Raw genomic sequence first — 21639 nt, 5'->3', positions numbered from 1 at the left:
ACCGACCAAGCCTTGTCAGCAGCAGGAGAAGCATCATCGATCGCGATTTGCTACTGATTCAGCGCACCGCGTTTAGCTATTTTGAGCACGAAACCAACCCTGCCAATGGGTTGGTACTTGATAAAACGGCGCCAGACTGGCCCGCGAGCATTGCCGCCGTGGGCATGGCGCTTGCCTCGTATCCGGTTGGCGTGGAGGCGGGTTTTATCACGCGGCAGGCGGCGCGAGAGCGCGTGCTCACCACCTTGCGCTTTTTCTGGCAATCGCCGCAAGGACCGGAGCCGGATGCGACCGGTTATCACGGTTTCTATTACCACTTTCTGGATATGCAAACTGGACGCCGCGCCGCACATTGCGAGTTATCGACGATCGATACCGCATTTTTGCTGGCTGGTGCGCTGACCTGCGCTCAGTATTTTACTGGCGAACATTTGGCCGAGGCAGAGATCCGGGCTTTGGCGGATGGCTTGTATCGCCGAGCGGACTGGACTTGGGCGCTGGATCAACAAAATACCGTGTCCATGGGCTGGACTCCAGAACAAGGCTTCCTGGCCGCGCGCTGGAATGGCTATGACGAAGCGTTGCTGCTCTACATTCTGGGCTTGGGCTCGCCGACATACCCGCTGCCCGCCGCCAGCTATCCGGCCTGGGCTGCGGCGTATCAGTGGGGAAACAGCTACGGGATTGACTACTTGTATGCGGGCTCGCTGTTTACGCATCAACTCTCACATATCTGGGTCGACTTTCGGGGCATCCAGGATGAGTTCATGCGAGGGCGAGGTATTGATTACTTTGAAAACAGTCGCCGCGCCACGCTGGTGCAGCAGCGTTATGCCATCGATAACCCGGGCAGATTCAAAGGCTATAACCAGCATTGCTGGGGACTTACCGCAACGGATGGCCCCGGTCCGGCACGACGGATCGTGGATGGCATCGTGCGGGAGTTCTACGACTATCTGGCGCGCGGCGTGCCATACGGGCCGGACGACGGCACGATTGCACCGTGGGTGGTGGTGGCTTCTTTGCCATTTGCACCGGAAGTGGTGCTGCCCAGCATTGATTATTTTGTGCACGAGCTGGATCTGCATGCGGGCAATCCGTACGGGTTCAAAGCCAGTTTTAATCCCACCTGGCCGGACTCGCAGGGTAGCGCGTATGGCTGGGTTTCTCCCTGGCACTTCGCCATTGATCAGGGACCGATTGTGCTGATGATCGAGAACTACCGCAGCGGACTGATCTGGCAGATCATGCGGCGCTGCCCGTATATCGTTCAGGGTCTGCAGCGTGCCGGTTTTGGTGGCGGCTGGCTGGCACAAACAGTCGCAGATTCGCGGCCTAGTGGTGTGGTATCGGCAGAAAACTTGTCACGCTGACGTAACATTCGCTGATTACTATGCGCTCATCCCACTGCGGATGACTTTTGCGAGGCTGAGTCCGAAATGCCTTGCACCAATATCCAGACCCTGCCATTGCGCAGGGTTTTTGCTTGCTGGGCGGGCTGAACCGCTTAGTTGATTGCGACCTGATGCTTGCCTTGCGCTTTGGCGCGATACATGGCGGCGTCCGCAATGGCCAGCAGTTTCTCTGGCGTGACAGGCTCGCCTGCGGCTACTGTGGCCGCGCCGATACTGGCCCGCAAATGCACTGCTTCGTCGCCAATGGTATGGACGGTAGCCAGGCTGGCCAGCAACTTGTGGGCCACTGTTTGCACTGCCAACTCGGTGACATCCAGTCCTTCGAGGATCACCGTGAATTCGTCCCCGGCCAGACGCGACACGGTATCGGTTTCGCGCACCGAGTTTCGCAGGGTCTGGGCGAACTGGCGTAAAACCTGATCACCGAATTCATGGCCACGCTGATCATTGATCTGTTTGAATCCGTCCAGATCGAGAAACAACAATGCCATGCCTTTACCGCTGCGATGGCTGCGCGCAAGGCTCTCATGCAAGACGCGCATAAAAGCGCGACGGTTTGGCAGGCCGGTCAACGCGTCGTGGGTGGCTTCAAAGGCCAACTTGTTTTCGAGGTTTTTCCGTTCGGTAATATCCTGCGAGAGGATATAAAACCCTTGTGGGCGGCCATCGGCCCGGAAGTTGGGCACAAGTGTGGTGTGAACGTGCAGCACGCCTTTGCGGGTCACCAGCTTGTTATCAAAACTGACCTGTTGCCCCTTCAATGCCTTCGCGGCATAAAGCTTGGTATGCGCATAAGCTTTCGGGTCCAGTAGTTCACTCATATGGGTGCCGATCAGGCTGTCGGTGTTGCCGCCAAACCAGATTTCATAGGTGCGGTTAGCGAACTGATAGCGCAACTGCTCGTCCACGAAGCTGATCAGCACGGGCATGTTGTCGGTGATCAGGCGCAGGCGCGAGCGGCTGGTCAGGATCTCTTGTTCATCGGCTTTGCGCTGCGAGATGTCGCGCAAAAATGCATTCACCACACGACGCCCCTGGATGCGGTTTTCTGCCAGGGTCAGCTCTACAGGAAACTCCGAGCCGTCTTTGCGCATGGCTTTGAACTGGATGTGCCGATCTATGGCCGGGTCGGCCTTGCCAATCACAAACTGGTCAAAACCGTTCTGCCCGGGTTCGCGTAACTGCGGCGGAATGACCAGTTCGGCCACGGGGCGAGCCAGCGCATCATCCAGGGTCCAGCCAAAAATGTGTTCTGCCGCGCTATTCCAGGCCATGACCCGGCCGCTTTCATCCAGCTCGATAAAGGCATCGGTAGCGTTGGCCAGGGTGAGACGAAAACGCTCTTTCTCCAGTACCAGCTTGTGTTGCACCTGGGTGCGCAGTTCGACTTCCTCGTGTAACTGTTCCACCGCCACCTGCAATTCTCTGGTGCGCAGGTCAACCCGCTGTTCCAGTTCTTGCTGCAGTGAAAGTAATTCCGATTCAATGTTTTTGCGCTCGGTGATATCGGTCACCACCGAAACAAATGATTTGCTCTGGTCAAATTCATCGTAAATCAACGAAACACTCAGCAAGACCCAGACGATCGAGCCGTTGGCATGGAAGTAACGTTTTTCTATCGAATAAGCGGAAATCTCGCCATCCAGCAGTTGTTTGAGCGCGGCCAGATCTGCTTGCAAGTCGTCCGGATGCGTAATTTCCTGGAAGGTTTTTTGCTGCATCGTCGGGACGTCGTAGCCCAGCATGCTGCTCAGTTGCTGATTGACTCGCAGCCAGCGGCCAGTCATCGAGACTAGCGCAATACCCACCGCCGCATGAGCAAAAGTTTTTTCAAACAAGGTATGCGAATGGGCCAGCTCGCGTTCAGTCTTGCGGCTGCGCATGGAGGATTCTTGCTGCTGGAAATACTCCTGTGCGATGGCGGCCAGGTCTTCCAGAGTTGCTTCATCTTGCGTACTGAATGTGCGGGGCGACGGGCTGATCAGGCAGAGGGTGCCAATTGGCAAACCCGCCAACGAATGCAATGGCTGGCCCGCATAAAAACGTAAATGGAGCGGGCCAGCTACCAGTGGGTTATCGGCAAAACGCGGATCATGTTCTGCATCGTTAACCAAAAAACGGCCTGGTTGCAAAATGGCATGAGCACATAGCGAAATGTCGCGCGGGGTTTGCAAGGTATCCAGCCCGACTCTGGATTTGAACCACTGCCGATTGTTATCTACCAGCGATATCAGCACGATCGGCACATCAAACAAGCGTGCGGCCAGGCGCGTTATGCGATCCAGCTCTGGCACCGGCGGCGTATCCAGTACACACATCGCCCGCAGGGCTTCCAGGCGCTGTTGCTCCTTTTCATGCAGGGCGGGGCTTTGCAAGCTCGTTCTCCATGCTGTTCACCGCATGATAAGCAATCTGCAGCCTTTTCCCAGGACAAGCTCTGAATCGGGGCGACGGGCAACGGCCAGCCGGTTCAGGCCATTGCAGGCATAGCTATGCCAGACAGGCACTTACGCCAGAAAGCGTTGGCTGCTCACAGCGGCGGCCAGGCATCGTCCCTATGATGGAATCCATGCAGAGATAACACTGCATTTCCATTCTATGAGGAATAAATCATGAACAAAGATCAAGTGAAAGGCCGCATCAACGAAGCCAAAGGCGCCGTTAAAGAAACCGTGGGTAAAGCCATCGGTAATCCGGGCACCCAGTTGAAGGGTAACCTGGAAAAGAACGTGGGCAAGGTGCAGGCTGCCGTGGGTGATGCCCGCGAAGATGCCAAGCGCACTTCGACCACTGGTAAGCACTAAGCCGCTTGCGAGGTCAGTTGTTCAGCTTGGCTGTTTTGCACTCACGCTAGTGGCTGCTTCGGCGACCCAACTCTCCTTTGTCTGAGTAACTGAGTGCCGCCGCGCCGTATCGCAGCTTTTGCTGTGTTCGGCGCGGTTTGTTTTTGCCGGTAGATCGGTGACAGATTACCGAAAATGTAGGTCATAACCGACAAAAAAACGGCTGAGCCAGCGACAGCACTGACCAAGCCATGCAGATACAGTGCAATCACGACTTGTGTCTTGCCGGAGATGTCGTTCAAGGCGACAGCGTTGAGCAGCAGCTACCGGTCTACCCGGATAATACAAAGGAGAACCACCATGAAACGCATGTGTGTACTTGCTGCTCTGTTACTCGCTGCCAGTTTGTCTGCCTGCAATACCGTAAAAGGTGCGGGCCAGGATATCCAGAAAGGTGGTGAAAAGGTAGAGAACTCTGCGGAAAAAGCGCAGCAATAAGCGGCTACGCTCCGGCCACTATGGACATCAGGACAGCACCTTCGGGTGCTGTTTTTCTTTGTTGAAACGCCGCGGCAGTAACACGCGGGTAAATAGACCCTCGCCAGGCTGGCTGGTGAAGTCCACCTTGCCACCAATGGCGGTGGCGCGGTGGCGGATGCCTTGCAAACCATGGGTTTCCGCTGGTAGATCGTCCAGGTTAAACCCGATGCCGTCGTCTTCCAGTTCCAGTTTGATGTGCTCGTCGTCGACCATCAAGCTGATGGAGATGGTCTTGGCTTTGGCATATTTGGCGGCATTGTTCAGCGTTTCCTGCACAATGCGATAGACGATCAACGACAATGTATCGTCGATACTGGTTTCTTCGTCGGGCAAAGCCAGTTCCAGTTGCCAGTCACTGCGTTGCGCAGCTTCTTCTGCCAATGAACGCACGGACGCAATCAGCCCGAAAGTAGATAGCAGTGACGGATGCAGTTCTTGCACCACTCGGCGTTTGAACTGGATGCCTTGATCCAGATTGCGCGTGGTCTTGTTCAACTTTTCGCTCACCGCTGGCATTGAATCGCGCAATTCGCGCTGCACCCACGAGATATCCATTTTGGTGGCTGTCAGAATGGAGCCCAGTTCATCATGCAACTCGCGCGCCAGCTTGGCCCGCTCGCGCTCCACCCCAAGCTGGTAATCCATCGCCAGTTGTTTGAGCAGGGTGGTGTGTTCATTGACCTTGGCATCCAGTTGCGCATGACGTTCAGTCATTTCGCGTGCCTGCTGGCTCTTGTTTGCCAGCAAGCTGGATAACAGCAGCAGCAAACCTGCTTCAAGCAGCAAAACCAGCACCCAGGCGCTGGCGACGGCCAGTCGCACGTAAAACACCACGCGCTGCCGGTTCTGGCGTTCCCAATTCAATGCTTTGTCTTCTGCGTCTAACAGGGCGTCGATACGGCGACTGATAGATCCGGCCAGTTCAAACCCGCGATTGGTGTTGACCAGCTCGCGTGCACGTTCGATATCGCCATTGCGGGCGTAGCCGACGCCGATATCCATTTCAGCCAGCTTTTCGCCAATCTCCACCGACAATTGCTGCACCTGACGCGCATCACGATCCGGGCCGGCTGGGGCGACGTTGGCATAGCGATCAACCAGTTGCCCGGCCAGTTGCCGGATTTTAGGCAGAGTCTGATCGTAGGCCATTTGGTATTGCAGTTCGCCATTGACCAGAAACCCGCGCTGTGCGGATTCCGCTGACAGCAGCATGGTCTGCAATTCGTGCAACGCCAGAATACGGCCATGCGTGGCCACAATGGCCTGATTGTCTTCTTCGGCCTGGCTGATCCACACGTCAGACAGAATGGCCGTCAAGATGGGCACCAGAATGGCCAATAACAAACCAGCTTGCAGCTTCCAGCCCAACGCCTTGAGATTGCGTGCCAGTTTATGCAGCATGTTTTTCATGGATAAGCTCAATTCCTGAACGTGGGCCAAGACCGCATCATGCCCGTTGTGCCGGAGAAATCCGGCCCGCTTGCTGCCGTTAATTGTTGTAGGAATACACCGACATCAGCTTCAGTGCTGCCCGCATAGGGAGACAAGCCTGACCTGCCTATAGTGGGGACAAGCAAATTCAAATCGTGACTGGATTGCCAGCCCGCTCAAGTTACGCCCCAGGCGAGCCCACAGCGACCGGTGTCATTCATCAACTTCTTTATATCACAGCGTGCCGACCAGCCCTGCAGACCTGCTGCGCAGAGGTGAAGCCTGATCCGTTCGCTTTGGAGCCAACCATGTCCCAAACCGATGATTTTGTACTCGATATTGGTGAAATCCGCGAAAAAGCGCGCAAGAACGTCGCCGATGGCGCGCAGACGTCCAGCTATAAAGGGGACGTTGGTACCATAATCCGTTTGCTCAACGAAGCGCTGGCGACCGAACTGGTCTGTGTCTTGCGTTACAAGCTGCATCACTACGCGGCCAAAGGTGTGCAATCTGAGGCCATTGCCGAAGAATTTGCCGTGCATGCCGAAGAAGAACTGGGTCATGCCGACAAGCTGGCGCAGCGCATTGTACAACTGGGCGGTTTGCCGGATTTCTCCCCCAAGGGACTGGCTGAGCGCGCACATTCTGATTACGTGGTCGTCTCCACCTTGCAAGAAATGATTCGCGAGAACCTGGTGGCCGAGCGGATCGCCATCGATGTGTACCGTGAAATGGTGCGTTTTATTGGCGATAAAGATCCGACCACCCGCCGCGTGCTGGAAGATATTCTGGCGGTAGAAGAAGAGCACGCCGACGAGTTGTCAGACTGGCTGGTCAAGACGCAGTAACGGCCAGTCAACTTCCAGAGCACAATCACCCTGATCAATAAAATAGAGAGGCAGTGGGCGATGCGGGCATCGTTCCAGCAAAAACCATGGTGAATAGCACAAACAAAAGACGCATTCTGTTAGTCGACGATCACGGCATTGTCAGGTCGGGTATGCGCTCGCTGATTGAGCTTGAGGATGACCTGGAAGTGACAGGTGAAGCAGGTTCCGGCATGGAAGCGCTGCAGCTGATCCGTAAACAGGACTTCGACATCGTGCTGCTGGATATTTCCATGCCGGATAAAAACGGCGTGGATACCCTGCGCGATATGCAGCGCATCAAGCCAGAGCTTTCGGTGCTTATCCTGAGCGGTTACGCCGAAGAACTGTACGCGCTCAATCTGATCCGTTCCGGTTGCCGCGGTTATTTATCCAAAGATGCTGATCCGGCCGAGATCATCAAGGCGATCCGCACCATTTGCAACGGGCGTCGTTATGTGTCGGTTGAGCTGGCTGATCTGCTGGCCAACGAGCTGATCAAGCCTAGCGACAAGCGCATGCACGAGACATTGTCAGAACGCGAGTTCCAGGTGTTTTACAAGCTGGCCAGCGGCAAATCGCCCACCGACATCGCCAATGAACTGTTTCTGAGCGTGAAAACGGTCAGTACTTACCGTGCCCGCGTGCTGGAGAAAATGAATCTAAAAACCAACGCTGATTTGACCTATTACGCTATCAAGAACGAGTTGATCAACTAGCTCACGGGAAACGACGGAGTTCGTACTAACCGGTTGTCAGTCCGAGTGTAAAAACGTGACGCTGATTACCATTCATGTCAAAGCCTTCGTTGTAGCGTAATGGTGGGTTGAAATTGTTGGATGTTCCACGCGGCCATGAGGTTGCGGGCGCTGTATGCCTGCAGCCCAGTAAAGGGGATGCCGTTTGAAAACGAGTATGGGTCACCGACCAGCAAGCGCGTATGGCGCACCAGCAAGCTGTCTGCCAGCACGACAAGAGATGCCGTCAGGGTATGGGCCTGTCGACAAAAGCAATCGCAAGAGCCAGCAGCCCGAGACGTAAAATGAATACAGATCCATCAAATATCCCCCCGCAAGACAGACCCACAGTGACCGCTTTGCTGGTCGAGGATTCGGTATTGATCCGTGAGGCCTTGGTGGAAGCCCTGGGTAGCTCTGGCCACGTGGTGTTTACCGCATTTGCCGCAACGGCTAAAGACGCCATTGCCGCCTTGCAGCAGCAAAGCTTTGATCTGGCGGTTATTGATCTGGAACTACTTGAAGGGACCGGTTTTGATGTTTTGTCCTACATCAAAAACAACGACCCGACGCCGCCGGTGCGCGTGGTACTGACCAACCACGCTTTCAGCTTGTACGAGCGACGCGCACGTATGCTGGGTGTTGAGCACTTCTTCGACAAGTCCATGCATTTTTCCGAGGCGGTGCAAACTATCGAAAACATTGCTCCAAAGTCGCCGAATCCGGCGATTTGAGCGCACCCGGAAACGGGCGGTGGGTACAAACAACATTGCTCCGCTACATAGGGTGGCATTGTTGTGTGCGCTGCCACTGAGCTTGCCGCCGCAATAAACCGGCTGATATGTAAGAACAATCTCACATCAGCCGCGCAAGCCACCCTACAGCGCAATCAGGGCGGCACAGACAGCCAGGCCGCGTCGGCTGCCATAAAGTGTAATCACCGAAGCAAAACATCAAGGTGATCGCAATGGCCAAATATCTGGTTGCATGGGTTCTGGGCGTCCCGTTCTCATTGTTATTGCTGTTTTATCTTTTCTTCCATTAAGCGCCCGCCCGTTGATGACCACCGCAGATTGGTCAACCCGCCGTGAGCGCCCCGGCGAAGCCGTTACTTGCCTCAGGCGCTCAGGCTTTGCGTATCGCTTTCATGTTAAGTCCTGACTAAAGGAGTGTTCTCATGCCTTATTCGCGAACCCGAACCAGTTTGACTCTGCTTGCCGGTGCATTGTTGTTGTCCGGCGTGTTGGCCGGTTGCCAGCGTCATGATGACAGCACCGAAATGTCCGCATCCAGCGTGGCCTCTTCTGTGAGTAGTGCCGCCGCTACCACGACCGATACGGCCAGTGCCAAGTTGCAGGATGCTGCATCTGACATCAAGGCTGCGGCTTCGGCAGCGGCTGATAACGTTTCGGATAAATCTGCAGTGGCGGGTGCCAAGCTGGACGACGCCGCCATCACCACCAAGGTTAAAGCTGCGCTGGCACAAGATGCTGGCTTGAGCACACTGGCTCTGAACGTGGCGACCACGGGCGGTGTGGTTACGCTTGCTGGCACGGTAGATAACGAAGCCAAGCACAGCGAAATCAAGACCGTGGTTTCTGGTGTTGAGGGTGTGACCTCGGTGGTGGATAACACCACGGTCAAATCCAACTAAATTCCAACCAAGTTGAGCTGATTACTCTTCTGTAGCACCCGCAATACCTGCGGTTTAACTGTTTACACGCCAGCGCATGCCTTTCCCCTGGGGCTATATGCGCTGGCGTTTTCTATGTGACGGGCCAGGCCGGTTTCGTCGCCCGCCAATTGGCGGCCTTGGCGGATAGAGCGATAATCGCCATCCATTCTTTGCGCTCCTGGCCTGCCTGCCGTGATTCCTCTTCTGTATACCTTCCGCCGTTGCCCGTATGCCATTCGTGCACGGCTGGCCATCGCTGTCAGTGGCGTACCGGTCCAGCTGCATGAGGTGGTGCTACGCGACAAACCCGCCGCCATGCTGGCGTGTTCACCCAAAGGCACGGTGCCTGTACTGCAGCTACCCGATGGCACGGTGCTGGAGCAAAGCCTGGACATCATGTTGTGGGCGCTGAGTCTGGCTGATCCAGAAGGTTGGCTGCAGGGGGAGGGCTGGTCTGTGGCGGCGCAAGAGCTGATCGCGCAGAACGATGGCAGCTTCAAGTTTTATCTGGACCGCTACAAATATCCGGAACGGTATCCAGAGCACAGCGCCGTGTATTACCGCGAGCAGGGCGAACTCTACTTACAGCAGCTGGAGCAACGGTTGCAACGGCAAGACTGGCTGGCTGGAGACAAACCCGGGCTGGTCGATATGGCCGCATTCCCGTTTGTGCGCCAGTTTGCCCATGTCGATAAAACCTGGTTCTATCAATCGCCGTATCCGCGTTTGATTGCGTGGCTGGATAACCAACTGGCCAGCGCGTTGTTTGCGCAGGTTATGCAAAAGTAAACGCGCGCCAGCCAGGCAGAAGATGGGCAACCTCGAACGTTAGCCAAAAAAAACCGGATTACCCAATACAGGCATCCGGTTGTCGAAGTGAGGCAAAGAGAGGGAAACAAGCGCCTGATCCAGGCGGTACTGCAACAACTGCGCGAACAGCTACTGAACCGCTACCACCCGCGCAAGAAGCCAAGCACGATACTGACCACAAAAATAACAATGAACAGGAAGAACAAAATCCGCGCGATATCGGCGGCGCCTGCCGCAATGCCGGTAAAACCCAGCAAGCCGGCAATCAGGGCGATGATGAAGAAGACTACGGCGTAGTGCAGCATGGCTTTACTCCTTTGCGGAAAATTAAAATAACTGCCAGGTATTCATCTGCAACCGGTACAACTATCGATAGCGCCTGCCTGACGGGCTATCAGCGCGCTCAGGCAGATTGGCGTTGCGCTTGTTGCGTTACGCCGCCAGAGATCGCGACCATCAGCATGTTGTGCTTGCTGGTGTAGGCACTGGACACGCTGGCAGGCGCGCGCTGACCCAGACCAAATTCGATTTCACTCAAGCCAAACAACAGTTCATCGCGGCAAGAAGCCACCATTTCGCAAATAGCGCTGCGCTGGATGGCTTTCCAGCCAGCCAGACAAACCATGCCTGGCATAAAACGCTGTGCTTCATTGATCTGTGCCAGTTGATCGCGATACCAGACTTCGCACAGTTCATCCTTGTATTTGCCCTGCAGGTAAGGCAAATAATCGGCAACCGGATTAAACAAGCGGCTGACGCCAAGTTCTTCTTGCAACTCGTCCGGAATAAACTCGGTCGGGAAGCGAATCGACTCAATCACCAGCTGATTGCCCTGCAACTTGACGAACGATTGCGCGGGGATCTCACGGTATTCCGGCAACGCTTGGTGCTGCGGATAACCATTGAGTTCGTGTTCAGCCCAGTCGCGCACCCGGTTGTTACCAGTATCCTGGGCCAACCGACGCGTGCGCAGCAGCAAGCTCATCAAGTCTTCACGGCGGTTGAGCAAGGCATCCCGGATCGCTTTGCATTCGTTCATCGTTCTGTACCTTCTTGCGGGGTGAGCGGGTTAAAGGGCCGGGAATCTCGCGCTGTATGCGCCTTGTTTCACCGTTGTCAGTGAAGCCATCTTAGCGCTGGCTATGCCATAGAAATGTCGGGCTGCTGACGCGATATGCTGTCGGCAGGGCGGGCAGCACTTGTAGGTTGTGTCCGACATCGGTAAATGTGATTGCAGCTGCGTCTATGCGGATAACATCCGTGCGGAGGAAGGCTGAAAAGAATGCAGCCGCCGGACCTTTGCGGGTCGGGCGGCTGCATTCAATCACGCAGCTGGCTTGAGACGCTTAGTGCCAGTACGGATCGGCGCGATAGTAGCTATGCAGATTGCTGGCCCATTGCTCATCGGCAAAAGCCGGCCAGTGGTCTTTATCAAAGCCTGGGGCGTTTTTCAGGCTTTCCTTGTCGATACCGATCAAGGCGAATTCTTTATTGGTTTCGTCCAGCTGCAAGGCTGACCATGGAATGGCAAACAGTTTGTCGCCCATGCCTAAAAAGCCGCCGAACGACAGCACGGCATAGGCCACTTTGCCGTTACTGACATCGAGCACAAACTGGTCAATCTTGCCCAGATTTTCGCCTTGTTCATTGACCACTTTGTAGCCTTCCACTTCATGCGAAGCGATAACCTGGGTGCTAAAGCCCGGGGTCACTGGCGGCAGGCCGGTGGAGCGTACGTCCGTATTGAGAGGTTGGTTGCCTGGCAAAGTCATGATGAATACTCCTGTGATAATGCGTGGGCTGCGGTGGGGCACCGCGGACATCGGAACGTAATGGACTCGTTCGATGCTTCTCATCATGGACTTCAGCGCAAAAACGGAATGTCGGTGCTTGTCTGGAAAACCGTACGCTTTGTGGAGGGCAGGCTATGAGCCCATGCCTACAGCTTCCTACATGGCAATCGCCCGGAGCAATTGCGCCGGGCGATGGTGATGGATTTGGCACGAAGCCTGCCGAGAAACGCCTGGATGCGGTACGAGGCACACCGAACAACACGTGAGCGTGGCCACGGCTTAGATCAGCTTCACGCCCTCGGGTTGAATCATCTCCTGCTGGTCATTGAAGTTGACCGGGCTGGCAGGCGATCTGGCTGACATGGTTTTGCCCGGCGCACATGCCAGTGGCTGGCTCAATACATCGCCATCGGCGATGGCGTGTTCCAGCAGCAGATAGCCGCTATAACCTTGCAGCAGGGAGTTATCGTCCCGCGTTTTGTGAGCCTGGCAGGGTGTTTGGGCTTGCGCTGCCCGCATCACCGTGGCCGGGCCGGTTGCCGCTTCGGTGGCGGGAACGCTACGCGTGGTATCGGCCACTGTTTCCAGCAATGTCCACGCCTGCAATATGGCCAGCGACAAGGCCATTGCGGCCAGCAGGTTCAGCATCAATTGGCTGCGATCATGGCGCTGTTCGGTGTTGCTACGCTGAATGGTCATTGCCGCATCTCCTTGACCCGAGGCCAGCCCGGGCGCGCAGTATTAACAGACAACACAAGAACAAGAACAAAGCCGCAGCGACGCTAAATCACGCCAACGACCAGCAGCACAATCAGCACAATCAACAGTAAGCCAACCCCACCACTGGGACCATAACCCCAGTTACGACTATGCGGCCAGGTGGGTAGGGCGCCGACGACGATCAGCAACAGCACGATGAGTAGAATCAGGCCAAGTGACATGACGTTCTCCTTATTAGAGGTTCGCAAGCCACCGGAAAAACGTTAATGAATTGCCCGGTGAACTTGCCCGTCATAAAGATACGTCAGTCGTCTGGCCAGTCATGTCGGCGGGCGGCGCAATGCCATCGCCAAACTCGCGCAGGTATTTGCAGGAATATGCCTACATAATGCGATGCGCTGGTTTGTAGGTGACGTCTGGCAAGACAACCCGCCGGTGCGCGGATAGCCCGGTACTGCCTCAATGCGATAATGCAATCATGCGCTTTTCGTTCTTTCTGCAAATAGCCATGTCATAAGAACCTCTAACGTGAGAGTCCCGTTTTATGGCGACACAACGTAAAAAAATAGTCCTCTCTACCTTGGCGGCCCTCGTCGCCCTGTTCGCGCTGGCACTTTATCTGTTCCAGTGGAACATGCTGCGCGGCCCGATCGCACGCCAGGTTTCGCAAAAACTGGGCCGCGAGTTCGTTATCAAGGGCGATTTACATGTGCATCTTTCCATGCAGCCCACCATCACCGTAGAAGATTTGCAGCTGGCCAACGCCAGTTGGAGCACAACGCCGGTCATGGCCACTGTGCGCAAGCTGGAGTTCGATCTGCCACTGCGCCCGCTGTGGCATCGGCAAGTCGAATTGCCGCGCGTGGTGATTACCGAACCCAATGTTTTGCTGGAACAAAACGCCCAAGGGCAAGCCAACTGGAATTTCGACCAGCTCACCGCGTCATCACCCGCCAGTGCCAGTAGCTCGCCCAGCGTGAAACTGGGGCAGCTGGATGTAGTAAATGGGCAAATCCACTATCTGGATGCCGAAGGTTCGGACGTTACCGCCAAAGTCGCCACCGACCATGGCGTTCAGGGCAAAGCCGCCGCCGTGAATGTCGATGCCAAAGGCGCTTTTCGCAAGCTGGATTTCAACGTGACGGCGGTGGGCGGCGGTTTGCTGAACCTGCGCGATACCACACAGCCTTATCCTTTGCAGGTAATGGGTTCCGTCGACAAGACGCACTTCAGCGCCAAAGGGACGGTCACCAACCCATTGCAAATGAGCGGTCTGGCGATCAACTTCAATCTGTCTGGGCAAAGCCTGGCGCAGCTTTATCCGATCCTCAAATTGCCGTTGCCCGCTACGCCGCCTTATCGCCTGGCTGGCAATCTGCAACATGAGAACCAGGTATGGAAGCTGCAGGGTTTTGCCGGCAAGGTGGGCAGCAGCGATCTGGGCGGCGATTTTGCTGTTGATCTCGCCCGCAAGCCCAAGTTCATTACCGCCAACCTGGCTTCCAGACGCGTCGATCTGCGCGATTTTTCCGGCTTTATCGGGGCGCGCCAGGAAAGTGGTCAGCCCGCGCCGCCCAAGGGTGATCGCATACTGCCCAGCAACCCGTTCAATCTGGACAAACTCAATATCGCTGATGCGGATGTGAAGTTTCGCGGCACGCAAATCGTGAACGCCAGTCTGCCGCTGGATAACATCCAGACTCATCTCTTGCTGAACAACGGCGTACTGACGCTAGACCCGCTTAATGTGGGCGTGGCCGGTGGTCATGTGGTGGCGCAATTGCAGATGGATAGCGGTGCCACGCCGCTTAAAACCAGTGTCGACATGACCGCAGCCCATTTGCAGCTGGAACAACTTGTTCCGTCCTTGGGCGAAAGTCGCCAGGCTAGCGCCGGTTTGGTCGGCGGCAAGGCGCGGCTGGCCATGCAGGGTAATTCAGTGGCGCAGATGCTGGGCTCGGCCAATGGCAACGTGGCGGTGATCATGGATGGCGGCAAGATCAGCAAGCTGTTGCTGCGCCTGACCAATCTGGATCTGGCCAATCTGCTGCCCATTCTGTTTACCGGCGACAAGCCGGTGCCGGTGCGTTGCATGGTGGCCGATTTATCCGCGCAAAATGGTGATGCGACTATCAAAACGTTTGTGCTGGATACCGACAAGCAAGTGATCAACGGCTCGGGCAATATCAATTTTCGCGATGAAAAGCTGGATATGGCGTTGAAGGTTGATCCGAAAGACATCAGCCTGGCGGCCTTGCGGGGACCGATAGATATTGGCGGGACTTTCAAAAAGCCGTCGGTGAAACCGTCACTGCCACAACCCGTGGGCCGCACGGCCGCGGCAGTGGCGCTGGCGTTTGTTTATCCACCGCTGGTCTTGCTGCCGCTGATTGAGGTGGGGACCGCCAAAGATTCGCCGTGTGCCCAGTTGATGCAGCAGGCGGACACCAACGCCAAAAAGAATCCGGTGGCTCATCCGCATTCTTGAGACAGCATCGATCATGTGCGTGCGGGATAACCGAAAGCTTCTTCACAGCACTCTAGCCATGCGCGGGCCGCTCGCGACAAATAATCCTGACGCCATACCAGTCCTAGTTCCCAAGCCAGCGCGGGATCGGCCAGCGGGCGGCAAACTACGCGGGCCGGATCGAGCTGGCGAGCGATGGGGTCGGGCAAAATGGCGATGCCGACATCGTTGGCAACCAGTTCACCAATGAAATCCCAATGACGGCTTTGCCCGGCAATTTGCGGGGTAAATCCGGCGGCTTCACAGGCGTGGATGATGACGTGATTCAGCACGAAGTCATCCTCGTACATGATGAAGGGCAGGGCGGCCAACTCGGCCAGTGCCACCGGTTTTGCTTTGACCGGCGCCCGCACCACTGGATAAACCACCATCAACGCCTGGCGGGTGACCGGCAAAGTGGCCAGACCGGGCACGGTGGCAGGCAGCACGGTGACGCCCAGATCCAGTTCGCCATTGACCACGCTTTCTTCCAGCGCCCGGCCACCTTGTTCGCGCAGCCGGAGTGCCACGCCGGGATATTGCTTGCGATAGCGCCCGATGACCGGCGCAAAGTAGCGCCCGGCCATGGGTGGAATACCCACCGCCAGTTCTCCGCGTGCCATGCCATCGACTTCGGCCACTTCCTGGCGCAAGCGCGCTACTTCAGCCAGTACCGATTGCGCCCTGGCGTAGGCCACTTTACCGGCGTCCGTCAGCAGCACTTTGCGACCCTCACGCAGTAGCAATGGACCGCCGAGTTCATCCTCTAGCTGCTTGATCATTTTGCTGACGGTGGGCTGGGTAACAAACAAGGTTTCAGCCGCGCGGGTAAAGCCTTGCTGGCGTACCACCTCAACAAAATAACGCAACGCACGGACATCCATCTTTGCCTCGCCATGCATTCCATAATGGAATGAATTGGATAATTATTATTCATTTTATGTCTGGATAGACGCTTCGTATACTGGCGTTATTCAATTTTTTACGCCGTGCCCGTCATCATGGAACTCGCTTCAACTCCGCTGCTGTCAGCCCCAGTCGCCTCGACTGCCTCTGCCTTGGGCGCGCGGCTTTACGCCTTTGGCTGTGTCGCAGTGCAAGTGGTGGCGTTGTCGGTGTTGTGGCTGGTGGCGGCCTGGGTGCAGGCCCGGTTCGATCTGCCATTGCCAGCCAGTTTGCTGGGGCTGGGCGCAATGGCTGCATTACTGTTTGCGGGCGTAGTGCAAACGGGCTGGATTCGCCGTGGCGCCAGCTGGCTGCTGGGCGAGATGTTGCTGTTCTTTGTACCGGCCGTGCTGGCCGTGGTGAATTATCCGGCGCTGATTCTGAGCGACGGCTGGCGCATCTGTACCGTGATCGGTCTGAGCACCGTGGCGGTCATGGTGGTCACCGCGCTGGTGGTGGATCAGGTATATCGGCTGGAACTCAAACTGGCCCGCCGCCGGAGTAATCACCATGCCTGATTCAATGCTGGCTGCAGGCTGTTTCATCCTCACCGTTGGTTTGTATTACGCCAACAAGCGGCTGTATGAAAAAAGCCTGCGGCTGATCCTGATGCCTTTGCTGGCAACCCCGGCGGTGCTGATCGCCATTGTGCTGCTGGCCGATATCCCGTACCACGACTACATCGCTGATACCCACTGGTTGATGTGGCTGCTCGGCCCGGCCACTATCGCTTTTGCTTTGCCCATTTACGACAACCGCAACATGGTGCGTAAACACTGGCTGTCGATTTCTGCGGGCGTGCTCGCCGCAGTGGTGACTTCGGTAAGCACCTCTGTCTTGCTGGCGCGCTGGTTGGGCTTGTCGGTGATGCTGCAAAAAGGCCTGGCCGTGCGTTCAGTGACGACACCGTTTGCCATTGAAGCCGCGCGTTCAATTGGCGGCCCCGCGGACTTGGCAGCAGTGTTTGTGGTCATCACTGGCGTGCTGGGCATGGCGATTGGTGAAACCGTGCTGACCTGCCTGCCAATGGTGCGCAGCCGCCTTGCGCACGGTGCCATCTTTGGCGCCGCCGCCCATGGCGCCGGTACCGCCAAAGCCCGCCAGATTGGCGAAGTGCAGGGCGTAGTCTCCAGCCTGGTGATGATGATTGCCGGTTTGATCAGCGTGCTGGGCGCTCCGGTGATCGGCAAATTGTTTTTCTAGGCCCGCGTCCATAACGCAGTCTGGAAGCATCTCTGGCGCGTGATTTGTTTTCACCTACCACGCTGGGCATGAAATAAGCAGTCGTCAAATTGTTGATGCAGAGACTCCCGGCAGCAGAACCTGGTGCCGGGAGCCCGGTTGCCGCTGATTACCACCACGCGTGAAAGTGATGCACCGGGCCAATTCCGTGGCCGACATCCAGCCGGTCCGCTGCGATCAACGCTGCTTGCAACCATTCGCGTGCTGCTGCCACGGTCTGCGGCCAGTCCTGATGTTGCGGACGCAAAGCGGCCAGCGCGGCAGACAATGTGCAACCGGTGCCATGGGTGTTGCGGGTAGCGATGCGGATATTGGCAAAGCGCGTTTCGGACTGTGGCGTGATCAGCCAATCCGGGCTCTCGGCGCCACCCAGATGTCCCCCTTTCATCAGCACCGCTTTGGCACCGGCGGCGATCAGTGCATAACCTTGTGCGCGCATCTCATCTTCTGTGGTGGCGACCGGGGCGCCTAGCAACGCCGCGGCTTCTGGCAAGTTAGGCGTGATCAGCGAAGCCAGCGGCAACAACGCGTCGCGAATCGCCGACACAGCTTCGGCCACCAGCAACGGGTGCCCACCTTTGGCGATCATCACGGTGTCGAGCACGATGTGCGTCGGCTGATACTTTGCCAGGCTGGCCGCAACGGCATGGACGATCCCCGCATTGGCCAGCATGCCCAGTTTGACGGCATCGACCCGGATATCGCTGAACACGGCATCCAGTTGGGCTGTGACAAACTCGGGCGGCACTGGATGCACCGCATGCACACCTTGGGTGTTCTGCGCGGTCAGCGCGGTCAACACGCTCATGCCGTATGCGCCCAGCGCCGAGAAGGTTTTCAGATCTGCCTGGATGCCAGCGCCACCGCCAGAATCCGAACCGGCGATGGTGAGAGCGTGCGGGATCGTTGAGGGGCTCATGTTCGGGCTCCGGTAATTTCAATGAATAGATGGCCAGTCGCGCCAGCGATATCGGCTTGACCGCAAATGGCCGAAACCACGGCTACACCATCGGCCCCGGCGCGGATCAGTGGCGCTGCCGTGCCGTGCTTGATGCCGCCAATCGCCACCACCGGCAGTGGCTTGGCCCGCATAAGCTGGCTGAATTCATCCAGCCCGATCACCGGCGAGGCATCCAGTTTGGTGCCGGTGGGGTACACCGGACCCACGCCCAGATAATCCACCAGTCCTGCCGGTACATCGGCCATTTGCGCCGCATTGGAGGTGGATAGTCCGAGGATTTTATCCGGCCCGATCAATCGGCGTGTGGCGTCGGGTGGCAGATCGGCCTGGCCGATGTGCACGCCTGCGGCATCGACCGCGATTGCGACGTCGATATGGTCATTGATGATCAGCGGCACGCCAAGTGGGTCCAGCACGGCCTTGAGCGCAAATGCGGTTTCCAGCCACTGGCGTTTTTTCCAGTTGGGCGCGCGCAGTTGCACGATGGTGGCACCGTTCTCGGCGGCGATACGGGCGGTGTCCACCATGCCCTGCGGTCCGCCGCACAGGTCAGGGTCGAGCACTAGATAAAGCGATAAATCAAACGGTTTCACGCGGTCATCTCCCGCAGTTCGTTGGGGCTCAACAAATATAGCGTGTCGAGGAATGCCGCTTTGAACGAGCCTGGTCCATTACTAATGGCTTGTGCCCGCTGACCGCTAATCCCGGCCAGAGCGCACGCTGTCGCCACCGCGTTCAGGCGGTTGGGGGCTTGCGCAGTAAAGGCGGCGACCAACGCAGAAAGTGCGCAGCCGGTGCCGACCACTTGCGTCATTAGCGGATGGCCCCAGGGCGTAGCCCAGGTGCTGTTGCCATCGGTGATGTAATCAATTTCGCCAGTCACAGCCACGACGGCGCCGGTATCGCGGGCCAATTGCTGGGCTGCGGCCAACGCGGTGTTGGAACCCGCCGTGCTGTCTACGCCACGCCCACCGCTGCCCATCCCGGCCAGCGCGAGGATTTCCGAGGCATTACCGCGAATGGCTGCGGGCTTTTGCCGGATAAATTCACGGCAGGCATTGCTGCGATATTCGAGTGCGCCAACCGCCACCGGATCAAGCGTCCATGGCACGTTGGCCGCATTGGCTGCGGTGATGGCCTGCCGCATGGCCGCCAGTTGTGTGTCGCGCAAGGTGCCGACATTGATCAGCACTGCGCCCGCAATGCTGGCAAAAATACTGACTTCTTCCTGCGCCACAATCATGGCTGGCGCGGCACCGGCAGCCAGCAAAACATTGGCGGTGATTTCCTGTACCACTTCATTGGTCAGCACATGCACCAGCGGATGCGCGCTGCGAAAGCGTTCCAGTTCGTCGGCAATGATGGAAAACGGCAGGGTGGGGATTGCGAATGGTGACATTTATGTGGCTCCTTGGCAGCCCGGATTGATCCATCCATGTAATACGGATGGTCAGTGCAGGCGAGCAGCACAGGGCCACTTGGGACTTCCCTCCGCCAGCATTATCCGGATCAGGTAACGGGTATCTCTCAGCCTTTGCAACTGCAAAAGCACCCCGAGTCAGGGGAGGATTGTCCGCTGTTGGGGTGTTGTGGGCAACGTGGGTTTTGGCGGGATTTGAAGGGAGGCGACAATCCATTGTGGACTGGCTGATTTGGCTTCCGTTTCAAGTGTTGCTAGTGCCTGCGGCACGGGTGTGAAAGGCGTTTGATACCCGGCGGTGGCCGGGGGCACGTTACTTTTCTTTGCTTCGCCAAAGAAAAGTAACCAAAAGAAAGGCGACCCGGGACGCGAGCGTCCGACGGGGCCCGAAGTCAAAAGCCGAAACGAACAGTTTGTTTGCCAGCGTTCTTTGCGCGGCTCCGCCGTTCCCACGGTCGGCCGGAGCCTAAGTTCTCCGACTCTCGGTCGGTGTGATCGGCTGCTTTGTTTGCTTGGTAAAAGTCAAAAACATGAAGTTGCAGGGTGGATTGGGTTTAGCCAATCCGCCATTTGTGGGCCTAAACCCATGTAGCCCGGATGAAGCGTCAGCGGGAATCCGGGATTGCAATGAGTCATCGAACCGCTGGCGATTAAATTTGCCCACTGTTGCCCCCGGATTGCTACGCGAATCCTGGCTGCAAACGATCCCAAGGCTCAAATCCCCGATACCCGTGCCCGCCGGTTCTGTCCGGATGCCGCCACCCGCAGTTTAGGTGCCGGGTCCCAGCGCCAGGCTTGTTGCAATTGCTCACTCACAAACGCCACAAACTGTCGCACGCGCGGGGCCAGGTGTCGGCTGTGCAGGTATACCGCGTGCAATGGTGCGGAGGCGATGGCGTGTTCGGGGAGGACACGGATCAATTGGCCGCTGTCCAGATCGGCACCGACATCCCAGATTGATTTGAGGACGATCCCGGCGCCGCACAAGGCCAGTTCGTGCGCGGCTTCGCCGTGGTTGGTGACGATGTTGCCGTGCACTTTGATGCTCTCATCGTGAAACTGCCATTCGGTGACCAATTGCTCGCCAAACAGAATGCAGTCGTGTTGCACCAGTTCGGCCGGGGATTGCGGTAAGCCACGGCGGGCAATGTAATCGGGCGAGGCGCACAGTACGCGATAGTTGGGCGCCAACTCGCGGGCGAACAGGCTGGAGTCGGGCAGGCTGCCAAAGCGGATGGCTACATCCACTCCGCCTTCGACCAGATCGATCACCGCGTCGGTCAAGTCCAGCTGAACGCGTAGTTGCGGGTGGCGTGCCTGGAAGGTGGTGACCAGCGGCACCAGATGGCGGCGGCCAAAGGCGTTGGGCGCGTTGATGCGCAGCACGCCACTGACGCTGTCACGATGCAGCAAGAGTTGCGTTTCGGCTTCGCTGACTTCGGCCAGAATGCGCACGCAACTGGCGTAAAACAATTGGCCTTCTTCCGTCAGCGACTGCTGGCGCGTGGTGCGATTCAGCAAGCGCACGCCAAGTTGTTTCTCCAGCAATGCCAGCCGTTTGCTGACCACAGCCAGTGACACATCCAGTTCTCTGGCTGCGGCCGATTGACTGCCAGTGGCAACAACTTTGGCGAAGATGCTCAGGTCTTGCAGGTTATCCAGTGTCATGGCGTGAAGTGCCCGGAATATTCTCAACGAAATGTAGAGGGATTGTCGCTTTTTTGCTGGATTATCTCCAGACGCTGAGTGGATAAACTGCGCTTCATTCAACTGAATATCCACACAGCAGCACGAC

Annotated in this window: 23 protein-coding genes and 1 riboswitch; of the genes, 11 read left to right on the top strand and 12 right to left on the bottom strand. The window is 57.0% G+C overall.

The window, feature by feature from the left end:
- The first annotated feature begins 47 nt into the window (after nt 1-47).
- A complete protein-coding gene (locus tag N7220_RS03035; protein ID WP_283150007.1) occupies nt 48-1373 on the top strand; it encodes a glucoamylase family protein in 1326 nt (441 codons plus the stop codon).
- A 134-nt stretch (nt 1374-1507) separates the two neighbouring features.
- Here the strand turns inward: N7220_RS03035 and N7220_RS03030 are convergent, their stop codons facing one another.
- Nucleotides 1508-3790: a PAS domain S-box protein gene (locus tag N7220_RS03030; RefSeq protein ID WP_283150006.1), complete on the bottom strand. Its 2283-nt coding sequence runs from the start codon at nt 3788-3790 to the stop codon at nt 1508-1510.
- A 237-nt stretch (nt 3791-4027) separates the two neighbouring features.
- On the opposite strand from N7220_RS03030, the gene N7220_RS03025 reads away from it, so the two are divergent.
- A complete protein-coding gene (locus N7220_RS03025) occupies nt 4028-4219 on the top strand; it encodes a CsbD family protein (protein ID WP_283150005.1) in 192 nt (63 codons plus the stop codon).
- 339 nt (nt 4220-4558) lie between these two features.
- Complete coding sequence (locus N7220_RS03020; protein ID WP_283150004.1) at nt 4559-4696, top strand: entericidin A/B family lipoprotein; 138 nt, start codon at nt 4559-4561, stop codon at nt 4694-4696.
- A 27-nt stretch (nt 4697-4723) separates the two neighbouring features.
- Here the strand turns inward: N7220_RS03020 and N7220_RS03015 are convergent, their stop codons facing one another.
- Nucleotides 4724-6148, bottom strand: coding sequence for a sensor histidine kinase (locus tag N7220_RS03015; protein ID WP_283150003.1), 1425 nt, complete (start codon nt 6146-6148; stop codon nt 4724-4726).
- 329 nt (nt 6149-6477) lie between these two features.
- Between N7220_RS03015 and N7220_RS03010 the strand changes: the two genes are divergently transcribed.
- From N7220_RS03010 to N7220_RS02990, 5 genes are all read left to right on the top strand, one after another.
- Nucleotides 6478-7017 carry a ferritin-like domain-containing protein gene (locus tag N7220_RS03010; RefSeq protein ID WP_283150002.1) on the top strand — a complete coding sequence of 180 codons (540 nt, stop codon included), beginning with the start codon at nt 6478-6480 and terminating at the stop codon, nt 7015-7017.
- 86 nt (nt 7018-7103) lie between these two features.
- Nucleotides 7104-7754 (top strand): response regulator, encoded by a 651-nt coding sequence (locus N7220_RS03005; RefSeq protein ID WP_283150001.1) that lies wholly within the window; start codon nt 7104-7106, stop codon nt 7752-7754.
- A 323-nt stretch (nt 7755-8077) separates the two neighbouring features.
- A complete protein-coding gene (locus N7220_RS03000) occupies nt 8078-8506 on the top strand; it encodes a response regulator (RefSeq protein ID WP_283150000.1) in 429 nt (142 codons plus the stop codon).
- 443 nt (nt 8507-8949) lie between these two features.
- Nucleotides 8950-9426 (top strand): BON domain-containing protein, encoded by a 477-nt coding sequence (locus N7220_RS02995; RefSeq protein ID WP_283149999.1) that lies wholly within the window; start codon nt 8950-8952, stop codon nt 9424-9426.
- 213 nt (nt 9427-9639) lie between these two features.
- Nucleotides 9640-10236 (top strand): glutathione S-transferase, encoded by a 597-nt coding sequence (locus N7220_RS02990; RefSeq protein WP_283149998.1) that lies wholly within the window; start codon nt 9640-9642, stop codon nt 10234-10236.
- 161 nt (nt 10237-10397) lie between these two features.
- Here the strand turns inward: N7220_RS02990 and N7220_RS02985 are convergent, their stop codons facing one another.
- The 5 genes from N7220_RS02985 to N7220_RS02965 form a co-directional block, all read right to left on the bottom strand.
- Nucleotides 10398-10562 (bottom strand): DUF1328 domain-containing protein, encoded by a 165-nt coding sequence (locus tag N7220_RS02985; protein ID WP_283149997.1) that lies wholly within the window; start codon nt 10560-10562, stop codon nt 10398-10400.
- Nucleotides 10563-10660: 98 nt separating this feature from the next.
- The gene (locus N7220_RS02980; protein WP_283149996.1) at nt 10661-11296 is read right to left on the bottom strand and encodes an AbiTii domain-containing protein; all 636 of its coding nucleotides are present in this window, start codon (nt 11294-11296) and stop codon (nt 10661-10663) included.
- A 307-nt stretch (nt 11297-11603) separates the two neighbouring features.
- The gene (locus tag N7220_RS02975) at nt 11604-12029 is read right to left on the bottom strand and encodes a PRC-barrel domain-containing protein (protein ID WP_283149995.1); all 426 of its coding nucleotides are present in this window, start codon (nt 12027-12029) and stop codon (nt 11604-11606) included.
- Nucleotides 12030-12329: 300 nt separating this feature from the next.
- A complete protein-coding gene (locus N7220_RS02970) occupies nt 12330-12749 on the bottom strand; it encodes a hypothetical protein (protein ID WP_283149994.1) in 420 nt (139 codons plus the stop codon).
- An 83-nt stretch (nt 12750-12832) separates the two neighbouring features.
- A complete protein-coding gene (locus tag N7220_RS02965; RefSeq protein WP_283149993.1) occupies nt 12833-12991 on the bottom strand; it encodes a DUF3309 family protein in 159 nt (52 codons plus the stop codon).
- 323 nt (nt 12992-13314) lie between these two features.
- On the opposite strand from N7220_RS02965, the gene N7220_RS02960 reads away from it, so the two are divergent.
- The gene (locus N7220_RS02960; RefSeq protein ID WP_283149992.1) at nt 13315-15258 is read left to right on the top strand and encodes an AsmA family protein; all 1944 of its coding nucleotides are present in this window, start codon (nt 13315-13317) and stop codon (nt 15256-15258) included.
- Between the two features lie 11 nt (nt 15259-15269).
- Here the strand turns inward: N7220_RS02960 and N7220_RS02955 are convergent, their stop codons facing one another.
- A complete protein-coding gene (locus tag N7220_RS02955; protein WP_283149991.1) occupies nt 15270-16160 on the bottom strand; it encodes a LysR family transcriptional regulator in 891 nt (296 codons plus the stop codon).
- 117 nt (nt 16161-16277) lie between these two features.
- On the opposite strand from N7220_RS02955, the gene N7220_RS02950 reads away from it, so the two are divergent.
- Together N7220_RS02950 and N7220_RS02945 are read left to right on the top strand one after the other, a co-directional pair.
- Complete coding sequence (locus tag N7220_RS02950) at nt 16278-16739, top strand: CidA/LrgA family protein (protein WP_283149990.1); 462 nt, start codon at nt 16278-16280, stop codon at nt 16737-16739.
- Nucleotides 16732-17424: an LrgB family protein gene (locus tag N7220_RS02945; RefSeq protein ID WP_283149989.1), complete on the top strand. Its 693-nt coding sequence runs from the start codon at nt 16732-16734 to the stop codon at nt 17422-17424. Before N7220_RS02950 ends, N7220_RS02945 begins: the two co-directional genes overlap by 8 nt.
- A 148-nt stretch (nt 17425-17572) precedes the next feature.
- On the opposite strand, the gene thiD is transcribed toward N7220_RS02945, so the two are convergent.
- From thiD to N7220_RS02925, 4 genes are all read right to left on the bottom strand, one after another.
- Entirely contained in the window at nt 17573-18382 is an 810-nt protein-coding gene (gene thiD, locus N7220_RS02940; protein WP_283149988.1) for a bifunctional hydroxymethylpyrimidine kinase/phosphomethylpyrimidine kinase, read from the bottom strand.
- On the bottom strand, nt 18379-19017 hold the full coding sequence (thiE, locus tag N7220_RS02935) for a thiamine phosphate synthase (protein ID WP_283149987.1): 639 nt from the start codon (nt 19015-19017) through the stop codon (nt 18379-18381). Before thiE ends, thiD begins: the two co-directional genes overlap by 4 nt.
- Nucleotides 19014-19823 (bottom strand): hydroxyethylthiazole kinase, encoded by an 810-nt coding sequence (thiM, locus tag N7220_RS02930; RefSeq protein WP_283149986.1) that lies wholly within the window; start codon nt 19821-19823, stop codon nt 19014-19016. The genes thiE and thiM overlap by 4 nt, the downstream gene beginning before the upstream one ends.
- Nucleotides 19824-19893: 70 nt before the next feature.
- A riboswitch (TPP riboswitch) is annotated at nt 19894-19990 on the bottom strand.
- A 568-nt stretch (nt 19991-20558) separates the two neighbouring features.
- Entirely contained in the window at nt 20559-21512 is a 954-nt protein-coding gene (locus N7220_RS02925; RefSeq protein WP_283149985.1) for a LysR family transcriptional regulator, read from the bottom strand.
- Nucleotides 21513-21639 lie beyond the last annotated feature (127 nt).

This window comes from Silvimonas soli (genome assembly GCF_030035605.1).
In the GTDB taxonomy this organism is placed as follows: Bacteria; Pseudomonadota; Gammaproteobacteria; order Burkholderiales; family Chitinibacteraceae; genus Silvimonas; species Silvimonas soli.
The sequence above is the reverse complement of the archived record's forward strand: the minus strand, read 5'-3'. Positions and strand labels throughout refer to the sequence as shown.

Bases quoted from the DNA above. Each gene is read 5' to 3' on its own strand.
- N7220_RS03025 (WP_283150005.1), top strand. From the start codon at position 4,028: ATGAACAAAGATCAAGTGAAAGGCCGCATCAACGAAGCCAAAGGCGCC.
- N7220_RS03020 (WP_283150004.1), top strand. From the start codon at position 4,559: ATGAAACGCATGTGTGTACTTGCTGCTCTGTTACTCGCTGCCAGTTTG.
- N7220_RS03015 (WP_283150003.1), bottom strand. From the start codon at position 6,148: ATGAAAAACATGCTGCATAAACTGGCACGCAATCTCAAGGCGTTGGGC.
- N7220_RS03010 (WP_283150002.1), top strand. From the start codon at position 6,478: ATGTCCCAAACCGATGATTTTGTACTCGATATTGGTGAAATCCGCGAA.
- N7220_RS03005 (WP_283150001.1), top strand. From the start codon at position 7,104: ATGGTGAATAGCACAAACAAAAGACGCATTCTGTTAGTCGACGATCAC.
- N7220_RS03000 (WP_283150000.1), top strand. From the start codon at position 8,078: ATGAATACAGATCCATCAAATATCCCCCCGCAAGACAGACCCACAGTG.
- N7220_RS02995 (WP_283149999.1), top strand. From the start codon at position 8,950: ATGCCTTATTCGCGAACCCGAACCAGTTTGACTCTGCTTGCCGGTGCA.
- N7220_RS02985 (WP_283149997.1), bottom strand. From the start codon at position 10,562: ATGCTGCACTACGCCGTAGTCTTCTTCATCATCGCCCTGATTGCCGGC.
- N7220_RS02980 (WP_283149996.1), bottom strand. From the start codon at position 11,296: ATGAACGAATGCAAAGCGATCCGGGATGCCTTGCTCAACCGCCGTGAA.
- N7220_RS02975 (WP_283149995.1), bottom strand. From the start codon at position 12,029: ATGACTTTGCCAGGCAACCAACCTCTCAATACGGACGTACGCTCCACC.
- N7220_RS02970 (WP_283149994.1), bottom strand. From the start codon at position 12,749: ATGACCATTCAGCGTAGCAACACCGAACAGCGCCATGATCGCAGCCAA.
- N7220_RS02965 (WP_283149993.1), bottom strand. From the start codon at position 12,991: ATGTCACTTGGCCTGATTCTACTCATCGTGCTGTTGCTGATCGTCGTC.
- N7220_RS02960 (WP_283149992.1), top strand. From the start codon at position 13,315: ATGGCGACACAACGTAAAAAAATAGTCCTCTCTACCTTGGCGGCCCTC.
- N7220_RS02955 (WP_283149991.1), bottom strand. From the start codon at position 16,160: ATGGATGTCCGTGCGTTGCGTTATTTTGTTGAGGTGGTACGCCAGCAA.
- N7220_RS02950 (WP_283149990.1), top strand. From the start codon at position 16,278: ATGGAACTCGCTTCAACTCCGCTGCTGTCAGCCCCAGTCGCCTCGACT.
- N7220_RS02945 (WP_283149989.1), top strand. From the start codon at position 16,732: ATGCCTGATTCAATGCTGGCTGCAGGCTGTTTCATCCTCACCGTTGGT.
- thiD (WP_283149988.1), bottom strand. From the start codon at position 18,382: ATGAGCCCCTCAACGATCCCGCACGCTCTCACCATCGCCGGTTCGGAT.
- thiM (WP_283149986.1), bottom strand. From the start codon at position 19,823: ATGTCACCATTCGCAATCCCCACCCTGCCGTTTTCCATCATTGCCGAC.
- N7220_RS02925 (WP_283149985.1), bottom strand. From the start codon at position 21,512: ATGACACTGGATAACCTGCAAGACCTGAGCATCTTCGCCAAAGTTGTT.